Here is a 9,123-nt window from a genome sequence, read left to right as displayed (position 1 = left end):
CAGAGCCAGAGCCAGAGCCAGAGCCAGAGCCAGAGCCAGAGCCAGAGCCAGAGCCAGAGCCAGAGCCAGAGCCAGAGCCAGAGCCAGAGCCAGAGCCAGAGCCAGAGCCAGAGCCAGCACCGGCGCAAGTTGCCTCGCCAGCTACAGCCGGCAAGGAGATCAATTGCGTTCTGGTGAAAATGCATGGTTTGAATCTAGCGATACCGTTCGATTACATCGAAGGAGCAGTGCATCTCAGTTCGGTATCACTGACACTGGATGCTGCGCATGACTGGTGCTTGGGCCGATTTGGTGGCGGTAAAGTCGATACCAATGTTATTGATACTGCGCTGTGGCTGATTCCGGAACGTTATAATCCTGAGATGGCAAAGTATGATGAGCTGATCATTCTACGTGGCCGTCACTGGGCGTTAGCATGTGATGAGTTAGTTAAATCGATACGTGTACCGGCAGATAAAGTTGCCTGGGCTAGTAGTGATAATCCACGCGCTTGGTTGTGGGGCACGTACATGGAAGAGCGTTGTGCGATACTTGATATTCCTGAACTTGAAAAGCAGTTCAATGATGCGTATTAATTAGCGTTATATGATCAATCTATTGCTATAACATTAAAGGACAAAAAGTGGCAGTATCCTGGTTAAATATTGTGTTGTTAGTTTTCGCAGTTGGAGCCTGTGCTGCCTGTTTTATTCTTCATCGCCGTCTACAGAAACATGAGCGTCGTCAGCAGGCTTTGATTAATGTTCTTCGTAATGAAATTCAAGCGATGACCAATAGCTCAATTGGTATGGGGCGACGGTTGATCGAGGTGGAGCAGAAGCTAAACCTTACTGCGGACAAGCAGCTTGAGCTGGAGAACCGTGACCCTGGAACTCTGGCTTACAATCAGGCAACAAAGCTGATGGAGATGGGCGCAGACGTTGATGATTTGGTACAGAGCTGCGGGATTGGCCGTCCAGAAGCGGAGCTGATGGCTCTGCTACATAAAGAACTGCATGCCCCTCATCAGGCTATTGGGCGCGATAGCTGATTTTAAGAAGAGATTTTGTTGCTCATCTCCTGTATCAATTCATTGTTATCCTGTTTGAGGCTGTAGGCAAAAGCAATAACCTCAGCTATAGCTCTGTATAGCGACTCTGGAATCTCATCGCCAAGTTCCAGTCTTATCAGTACTTCAACCAGTTCAGGGCTTTCATGAATATGTACGTCGTGCTCTTCAGCAAGCTTAATAATCTGATCTGCAATCTCCCCCATGCCTTTAGCTACGATCAGAGGTGCAGTACCCGCTTCTTGATCATATTTCAGTGCAATGGCTTTCTGGCGTTTCTCTAACTCAGAGTCTTTGTTGATTTTCATGTGTGGAGATCGACAAGCTGTTTATGGATAGTTTGTTTTTGCTCAGGGGGTGTGCCTTGATGCCATTGTACCTCCGAATTACTAAATCCACAGTTTCTCAGTCGCTCAGCAAACTCTTCAGAACGGGCACGTAGCTTGTCAGCAGTTTCGGGTTGATCACACCAAAATAACGTACTTATCTCATGGTCGTCCGTTAAACGGATTTCTGCATCAACTCCACCTTGCTCCTCCAGATCAAAATGCAGTCGAACTCGCCAAACAGATACCATCTCCCCGGCGGCATTGCTACCACCTTCTCGGCTTAAACGCAGTTCGAGGTTTTCCCACTTGTCGCCTTGTTTAATGGGTAGGTCCAACTGAAGAACACGCTCAAAACCTCCATCAGGTAGTTCTCTCCACTGCTGCAAAGAACCTAGCTGCTGGCTAGTAACTCGGGAGTGCAGCCCTCTCAGCAGTTGTTCGAATCGTTCTCTTTGCTCTTCTGGAAGCTTGTCGGCCATGTTTTGCAATTGTTGCAATTGGCTCTTCATATCCTGGGGATTTGGGGCTTGGCCTTTGCTTAGATTGCGTTCTGTATTGAATCCCCCTAGTTCGATGTTTTGTTTTATCTGTGTTGGGGCGTCGTTACTACCAGGGCGTACACCGAATAGCTGTAGCATCGATCGGACAACAGTGCTGATTTGCGCCGCTTGCGTGCCTTCGGCTCTGGCGGCTGCCTGAGCAAGTTGTGAGAAAGCATCTGCCACTGGTACCTGGTTTGGTAGTGAGTTGCGCAGGGTTTCCTGAATGGCCGGTTTTTCTAGTGCTGAGCTTTGCTGAAGAGGAGGTGTTTGAAGTTTGATTATCTGAGCTTCACTGCCTGCTGTTTTTTGCATCAGTACCTGAGTGCCTTGCGGAAGTGGCTGTGGTGAATTTACTTCAATCTTTGAGCCATTGGGTAAGGCAAGCGTAATGGAATGATGTATAGGGGGCGTGCTAGGGCGAAAATTAACTGGTTGATTACTTGCAGCCTGGTTTTGAGGCGATTGTTGTTGTGGTGGTTGAGGCTGGCCTTGTTGAGGATTCTGTGGAGGTGATTGCACCTGACTTTGCTGCGTATTCTGCGGCTGAATTAGTGTCTGACTCTGCTGTGTATTCTGAGCCTGTATTGGAACCTGGCTCTGCTGTGGGTTCTGCGACTGTGTTTGTATCTGAACCTGTTGAGGATTCTGGGTTGGTGATTGTACCTGGCTCTGCTGCGGATTCTGAGGCTGTGTTTGTACCTGGCTCTGCTGCGGATTCTGAGGCTGTGTTTGTACCTGGCTCTGCTGAGTATTCTGCGGCTGTGTTTGTGCCTGGCTCTGCTGTGTATTCTGTGGCTGTGTTTGTGCCTGGCTCTGCTGCGGATTTTGAGGCTGTGCTTGTATTTGGCTCTGCTGCGAATTCTGCGGCTGTGTTTGTGTCGGGCTCTGCTGCGGATTCTGCGGCTGTGTTTGTGTCGGGCTCTGCTGCGGATTCTGCGGTTGTGTTTGTGTCGGGCTCTGCTGCAGATTCTGCGGTTGTGTTTGTGCCGGGCTCTGCTGCGGATTCTGCGGCTGTGTTTGTGCCTGTGTTTGTATTGGGCTCTGCTGAGTATTCTGCGGCTGTGTTTGTGCCTGTGTTTGTATTGGGCTCTGCTGAGTATTCTGCGGCTGTGTTTGGATCTGACTCTGCTGCGGATTCTGCGTCTGCGTTTGTGGCTGGCTCTGTTGCGGATTCTGTGGCTGTGTTTGTACCGGATTCTGTGGCTGTGTTTGTACCTGGTTCTGTTGCGGATTCTGCGGCTGTGTTTGTACCTGGCTCTGTTGCGGATTCTGCGGCTGTGTTTGCACCTGGCTCTGCTGCAGATTCTGCGGCTGTGTTTGTGTCGGGCTCTGCTGCGTATTCTGCGTCTGTGTTTGTACCTGGCTCTGCGGCGGATTTTGAGGCTGTATTTGTACCTGGCTCTGTTGCGGATTTTGCGGTTGTGTTTGTACTTGGCTCTGCTGCGTATTCTGCGGCTGTGTTTGTACCTGACTCTGCCGTGGATTCTGCGGCTGTGTTTGTACCTGAATTTGCTGCGGATTTTGCGGTTGAGTTTGTACTTGGCTCTGCTGCGGATTTTGCGGCTGTGTTTGCACCTGACTCTGCTGTGTATTCTGCGGTTGTGTTGGAACCTGACCCTGTTGGGGGTTCTGAATCTGTGTTGGGGTTTGGTTCTGGCCTTGAATGGTTGTTGCAGCGGGATAAATAGGACGGCTACTGATTACTGCAGCGATTATTCGGCCCGCGTCAGGTAATTTATTACTGGCTTCACTCGTAGGTAACTGAAGCTTAATGCTTGTTTCAAGGGTATTTTGTTTGGCGTTGCTGCTAACCTGTTGTTGTGCAGCGTTGGTCTGTTGTTGATTACTGCTGCCGTCAGCTTTCTGGGTTGATCCACTTTGTGTCGGTTGAGGATTGATCTGGATCTGGCCGTCACTCTGACGATTAATGTTAATTTTCTGCCCAACGGGTAGCGCCTGAAAAACCCCCATCTGAATTAAGCGGTTGTTTATCTCAAGTTTGAGTTTGAAAATTTCAGGTTGAACCTGATCCCTGCTGACTGCAACTACTGTGGCGCTGACATTCTTACCTACAGGCAGGAGCTGGTTCAGATTTCGAGCAGAATCTGAACTTGCTTCTGTGGATTGTAGTGGTATGCCTGAAAGCTGTGGTAGCAAAATTTATGTCTCTTCAGTTCGGGTAAAAAACTACAGTAGGCCCGGTAATCAGTTTGGGCATTCAATCTGCTTCTAAATGAGGAGGATAATGCCTACTCTAACAGTGCAGAGCTCCCCGATAATCGTATATAATCACTCGCTTATTAATCGGCAGCTGTCTTGAAAAGTATAGTTTAAGGCGGGAAATTTAAGCTCTGTAGCGATTAGATGTTCTGCTATCAGAAGCAGTGAATAATACTGAAGTAAGGGCAGGGGACTGTCTTTGGGGTATAGGTTTGTCTACTACGCTGTTACAAGTTGAAAATCTCTTCTGCGAACGTGATGAGCGTATTCTGTTCGAAGATCTGAATTTCTCGCTAAATTTGGGCGAAGTAATCCAGATTGAAGGGCAAAATGGTAGCGGCAAAACTACGCTGTTACGTATCTTAAGTGGTCTCTCCAATAACTATGAAGGTGAGATTTACTGGCAGGGCGAACCCGTATCTGATGTAAAAGATGAATTCCGCAGTGAATTACTCTATTTCGGTCATCATCCAGGTGTTAAAGCGATCCTCTCTCCAGAGGAAAATCTACGCTGGTATGCAGCAATGCATCCTGGAATTGATGAGTCGCAAATCTTTCCTGCCCTGGAAAAGGTAGGATTGCGCGGCTATGAAGACTCACCATGCCATACCCTATCAGCAGGGCAGAATCGTCGGGTGAGTTTGGCGCGCTTGTATCTCAGCCAGGCAAAATTGTGGATTCTGGATGAGCCTTTTACTGCGATTGATAAAAAAGGTGTTGCAGAAAAAGAGAACCTGATTCTGGAACATGCTAGTAATGGTGGTAGTGTGATTTTAACGACTCATCATGAGTTGGGAGTTGGTGATAAAATTCGCCGCTTAAATCTTGATGAGTTGGCAGGAACTTAATGGACCAGAAAGTGACAAAAGAGCAGTCTGATCAAATAGATTCATCTGTGTCCGGTTTGTTCTGGGCGGTCCTGAAACGGGACCTAATGCTGGCGTACCGTAAGAAAAGTGATCTATTTAATCCTCTAGTATTCTTTTTGATGGTAGCGACGCTTTTCCCGTTGGGAGTAAGCCCAGAGCCTACTTTTTTGGCAGAAGTCGCTCCGGGAGTGGTTTGGGTTGCCGCGTTGCTGGCCACTCTGCTTTCTATGGATAGCCTGTTCCGTTCTGACTTTGAAGATGGAACTCTAGAGCAAACACTCTTAAGCCCGCAGCCTTTATTCATTGTTGTGTTGGCAAAAGTATTGGCGCACTGGATGATGAGTGGTTTGCCTTTAACCCTTTTAGCTCCTCTTCTGGGAGTGATGTTGTTTTTGCCAGGAGAGGGAATGGGTGGATTGATGATCAGTCTTTTGTTGGGAACACCGACATTGAGTTTGATCGGAGCAATAGGTGCCGCGTTAACTGTAGGATTAAGGAAAGGTGGGGTTTTGATTTCCCTACTGGTTTTACCGTTGTATATTCCGGTTCTCATTTTCGGTACGAGCGCGGTACAGGCGGCAGTGACTGGCCTACCTCTTGCAGGATTTATTGCACTGCTGGGCGCTATGTTGGCGCTGGGCATAGTGATGGCACCGTTAGCGATCGGTGCTGCGTTACGAATTTCCGTTAGCGGATAAGTTTAAGGTTGTTATGAGCGAAAAGAAAAAGTGGATGCCTCGTTGGTTTTACCAGCTTGCCTCACCTCGCTGGTCATACGATATTATGGGTAAGTTGCTTCCCGGTTTTGCTATTGTTGCAGCGCTTTCACTGATATCGGGGGTTATCTGGGCGTTAGGTTTTGCCCCAGAAGATTATCAGCAGGGTAATAGTTTCCGAATCATCTATATTCATGTGCCTTCTGCAATACTTGCACAGTCCTGTTATATGTTAATGGCAATTGCTGGTGCTATTGGTCTGATCTGGAAGATGAAGGTCGCGGATATGGTGGCTAAATCTTGTGCCCCGATCGGTGCATCGATTGCTATTCTGGCACTGGCTACTGGTGCAATCTGGGGCAAACCGACTTGGGGTTCCTGGTGGGTATGGGATGCACGTTTGACCTCTATGCTTATTCTGCTTTTCCTCTATCTGGGGGTTATTGCTCTACATTCTGCCATCGAAAGTGAAGCAACCGCAGCCCAGTCAGCAGCGGTATTGTCACTTGTTGGTCTTGTGAATATTCCAATTATTAAATATTCAGTGGATTGGTGGAATACATTGCATCAGCCAGCCACTTTTACTCTGACTGAGCGTCCAGCGATGCCGGTGGAGATGTGGCTGCCGCTTTTGATAATGGTGATAGGTTTTTATTGTTTCTTTGCGGTTTCGCTGATGATGCGAACCCGTAATGAGATTCTGTACCGTGAACGCCGTGCTAGTTGGGTACGGGAATTGGTTGAAAAACAGTAGGGCGCTTGTTGTGAGTTTCGATAGTTTTTCTGATTTTATTGCGATGGGCGGGCATGGAATTTATGTCTGGTTGAGTTATGCCATCGCTGTGGTTGTTATTGTTATTAATATTGTGGGTCCGGTGCTACAGAAAAAGAAAGTTTTCTCTGATCTGGCACGCCGTCTGCGCAGGGAGAAAAAATCCTCATGAATCCCAAACGCAAACAACGTTTGATTATTGTTTTATTTATTGTTTTTGGTGTTGGTGCCGCTGTTGGCCTAACGATGTTTGCTCTAAGCCAGAATATCAATTTGTTCTACTCTCCAACGCAGATCGCTAAAGGAGAAGCTCCACAGGATACACGTATCCGTGCAGGCGGTATGGTTGTTGAAGGTAGTGTTAAACGTGACCCAAATAGCTTACATGTAGAGTTTGGCCTAACCGATTACGAAAGCTCTGTTACTGTGCATTACAACGGCATACTGCCAGATCTTTTCCGTGAAGGGCAGGGTATCGTAGCGCAGGGTGAACTTGATGCTAACAATGTGCTGCAGGCAGCAGAAGTGTTAGCAAAGCATGATGAAAACTATATGCCACCGGAAGTAGCTGAAGCCTTAGAAAAAGCTGGGAAGATGCCAAAACCTGAGGGTGAGGTGTACAACAAATGATTCCTGAGCTTGGGCAATATGCTCTAATTCTTTCTTTATGCATGGCTGCACTCTTGGCTGTAGTCCCGCTAGCGGGTACCTACAGTAAAAACTTGTTATGGATGGGTTATGCCCGTCCACTGGCTACAGGCATGTTTGCATTCCTGATGGTCAGCTTGATCTGTCTTGGTTACGCTTTTGTCACAGATGACTTCTCTGTTGTTTATGTGGCGAGTAACTCCAATACTGCACTGCCGCTTCAGTACAAAATAAGTGCGATCTGGGGTGGCCATGAAGGCTCTTTGTTGCTCTGGGTCGTGATTCTTGGCGCCTGGACATGGGCTGTAGCGATCAAAAGCGATAATCTGCCGCAAGATATAGTTGCACGGGTTTTAGCGGTGATGGGAATCATCGCGGTAGGTTTCATCCTATTTACCCTGATGACTTCCAGCCCGTTTGATCGTCATCTGCCTCGCTTCCCGCAAGAGGGTGGTGACCTGAACCCATTACTGCAGGATATTGGTCTGATTCTTCATCCACCAATGCTGTACATGGGTTATGTAGGGTTTTCGGTGGCATTCGCCTTTGCTATTGCTGCGCTGCTGAGTGGTCGTTTGGATGCAGCGTGGGCGCGCTGGTCTCGCCCGTGGACAGTTGTTGCCTGGGCTTTCCTAACTTTGGGTATCGCTCTGGGAAGCTGGTGGGCGTATTACGAACTTGGCTGGGGTGGCTGGTGGTTCTGGGACCCGGTTGAAAATGCCTCTTTTATGCCATGGTTGGTAGGTACGGCGCTGGTGCACAGTCTGGCTGTGACGGAAAAACGCGGTGTATTTAAAAGCTGGACAGTACTGCTGGCAATCTTCACCTTCTCTTTAAGCTTGTTGGGTACTTTCTTGGTTCGTTCTGGCGTACTTACATCAGTGCATGCGTTTGCGACTGATCCAGAACGTGGGTACTTTATTCTGGCGCTACTGGCGATCACTATTGGCGGATCACTGCTGCTATACGCAATTAAAGCAGCACACGTGAAAAGTGAATCCAGTTTCGAACTGGTATCCCGTGAAACATTCTTGCTGGGCAATAATATCCTGTTAGTCGTTGTGTCGTTGATGGTATTACTGGGCACCTTGTACCCACTGCTGATCGATGCGCTGGGTATGGGTAAAATCTCCGTAGGTCCTCCGTACTTTAATGCGTTGTTTATCCCTCTGATGGGGATATTAGTGGTGTTTCTTGGTTTTGGTATTGTTTCCCGTTGGCGCAAAACCAAAGGGGATTACCTACTAAAGCAACTGCTTTTACCATTCGTTGGAAGCATTGTTTTAGGTTTCGCCTTCCCAATGTTTTATGGCGGAGAGTTTGACTGGTGGGTAACCCTGGGCATGGTATTGGTGTTCTGGATTACGCTGGTTTCGGTTAAAGATATCTGGAACAGAGTGGCTCACAAAAGTGAACGTCTGAAGAGTCTTCTAGCTCTACCGCGTAGTTACTATGCCATGGTTCTGGCACATATTGGTGTGGCTGTGACTGTGGTAGGTATGACAATGGTCTCCATCTATAACGAGGAGCGTGATCTGCGTATGGCTCCAGGGGATAAACTCAGCTTTAAACAGTATGAATTTATCTTTGAAGGAGCCCAAGTTGTCCAAGGCCCTAACTATAAATCTGATCAGGCGCGCTTACTTGTTCTGAAGGATGGCGAAGAATACGGTGAGCTACTGCCAGAGAAACGTTTCTACACTGCCCGTGGCAATGTGATGACCGAGGCTGCAATTGATCCTGGTCTAACACGTGATCTTTATGTGGCTTTAGGTGAGCCTTTGGGTGATGGGGCTTGGGCTGTCCGTGTACAGCATAAACCTTTTGTCCGTTGGTTGTGGCTTGGTGGTTTGTTAATGACAATTGGCGGCTTATTAGCTGCAACAGACCCTCGTTATCGTAAACAAGCTAAACGTTCTGCGTCAGCAGCCTGATTTTCTGGAGAGATTTGTGCGTCGTTTTATTCTCTTTATTCCATT

General features: G+C 48.0%; 11 protein-coding genes. 9 read left to right on the top strand and 2 right to left on the bottom strand.

Going from position 1 to position 9,123, the window contains the following annotated elements:
* Positions 1-179: 179 nt before the first annotated feature.
* Both GY843_RS09440 and GY843_RS09435 read left to right on the top strand, forming a co-directional pair.
* Complete coding sequence (locus tag GY843_RS09440; protein ID WP_297308920.1) at positions 180-575, top strand: hypothetical protein; 396 nt, start codon at positions 180-182, stop codon at positions 573-575.
* Between the two features lie 47 nt (positions 576-622).
* A complete protein-coding gene (locus tag GY843_RS09435) occupies positions 623-1,030 on the top strand; it encodes a DUF2802 domain-containing protein (protein ID WP_297308918.1) in 408 nt (135 codons plus the stop codon).
* A gap of 2 nt (positions 1,031-1,032) precedes the next feature.
* Here the strand turns inward: GY843_RS09435 and GY843_RS09430 are convergent, their stop codons facing one another.
* Entirely contained in the window at positions 1,033-1,356 is a 324-nt protein-coding gene (locus GY843_RS09430; protein ID WP_297308916.1) for an EscU/YscU/HrcU family type III secretion system export apparatus switch protein, read from the bottom strand.
* Positions 1,353-2,231: a flagellar hook-length control protein FliK gene (locus GY843_RS09425; protein WP_297308914.1), complete on the bottom strand. Its 879-nt coding sequence runs from the start codon at positions 2,229-2,231 to the stop codon at positions 1,353-1,355. The genes GY843_RS09430 and GY843_RS09425 overlap by 4 nt, the downstream gene beginning before the upstream one ends.
* A gap of 128 nt (positions 2,232-2,359) precedes the next feature.
* On the opposite strand from GY843_RS09425, the gene GY843_RS09420 reads away from it, so the two are divergent.
* The 7 genes from GY843_RS09420 (at position 2,360) to GY843_RS09390 (ending at position 9,078) form a co-directional block, all read left to right on the top strand.
* Positions 2,360-3,607 carry a hypothetical protein gene (locus GY843_RS09420; RefSeq protein ID WP_297308912.1) on the top strand — a complete coding sequence of 416 codons (1,248 nt, stop codon included), beginning with the start codon at positions 2,360-2,362 and terminating at the stop codon, positions 3,605-3,607.
* 744 nt (positions 3,608-4,351) lie between these two features.
* Positions 4,352-4,987: a cytochrome c biogenesis heme-transporting ATPase CcmA gene (gene ccmA / locus GY843_RS09415; protein ID WP_297308910.1), complete on the top strand. Its 636-nt coding sequence runs from the start codon at positions 4,352-4,354 to the stop codon at positions 4,985-4,987.
* Complete coding sequence (gene ccmB, locus GY843_RS09410; RefSeq protein WP_297308908.1) at positions 4,987-5,706, top strand: heme exporter protein CcmB; 720 nt, start codon at positions 4,987-4,989, stop codon at positions 5,704-5,706. The genes ccmA and ccmB overlap by 1 nt, the downstream gene beginning before the upstream one ends.
* 13 nt (positions 5,707-5,719) lie before the next feature.
* Positions 5,720-6,478: a heme ABC transporter permease gene (locus GY843_RS09405; protein WP_297308906.1), complete on the top strand. Its 759-nt coding sequence runs from the start codon at positions 5,720-5,722 to the stop codon at positions 6,476-6,478.
* Positions 6,479-6,488: 10 nt separating this feature from the next.
* A complete protein-coding gene (gene ccmD, locus GY843_RS09400; protein WP_297308904.1) occupies positions 6,489-6,668 on the top strand; it encodes a heme exporter protein CcmD in 180 nt (59 codons plus the stop codon).
* A complete protein-coding gene (gene ccmE / locus GY843_RS09395; protein ID WP_297308902.1) occupies positions 6,665-7,126 on the top strand; it encodes a cytochrome c maturation protein CcmE in 462 nt (153 codons plus the stop codon). Before ccmD ends, ccmE begins: the two co-directional genes overlap by 4 nt.
* A complete protein-coding gene (locus GY843_RS09390) occupies positions 7,123-9,078 on the top strand; it encodes a heme lyase CcmF/NrfE family subunit (protein ID WP_297308900.1) in 1,956 nt (651 codons plus the stop codon). The genes ccmE and GY843_RS09390 overlap by 4 nt, the downstream gene beginning before the upstream one ends.
* Positions 9,079-9,123 lie beyond the last annotated feature (45 nt).

Source organism: Neptuniibacter sp., assembly GCF_024231755.1.
GTDB lineage: Bacteria > Pseudomonadota > Gammaproteobacteria > Pseudomonadales > Balneatricaceae > Neptuniibacter.
The sequence above is the reverse complement of the archived record's forward strand: the minus strand, read 5'-3'. Positions and strand labels throughout refer to the sequence as shown.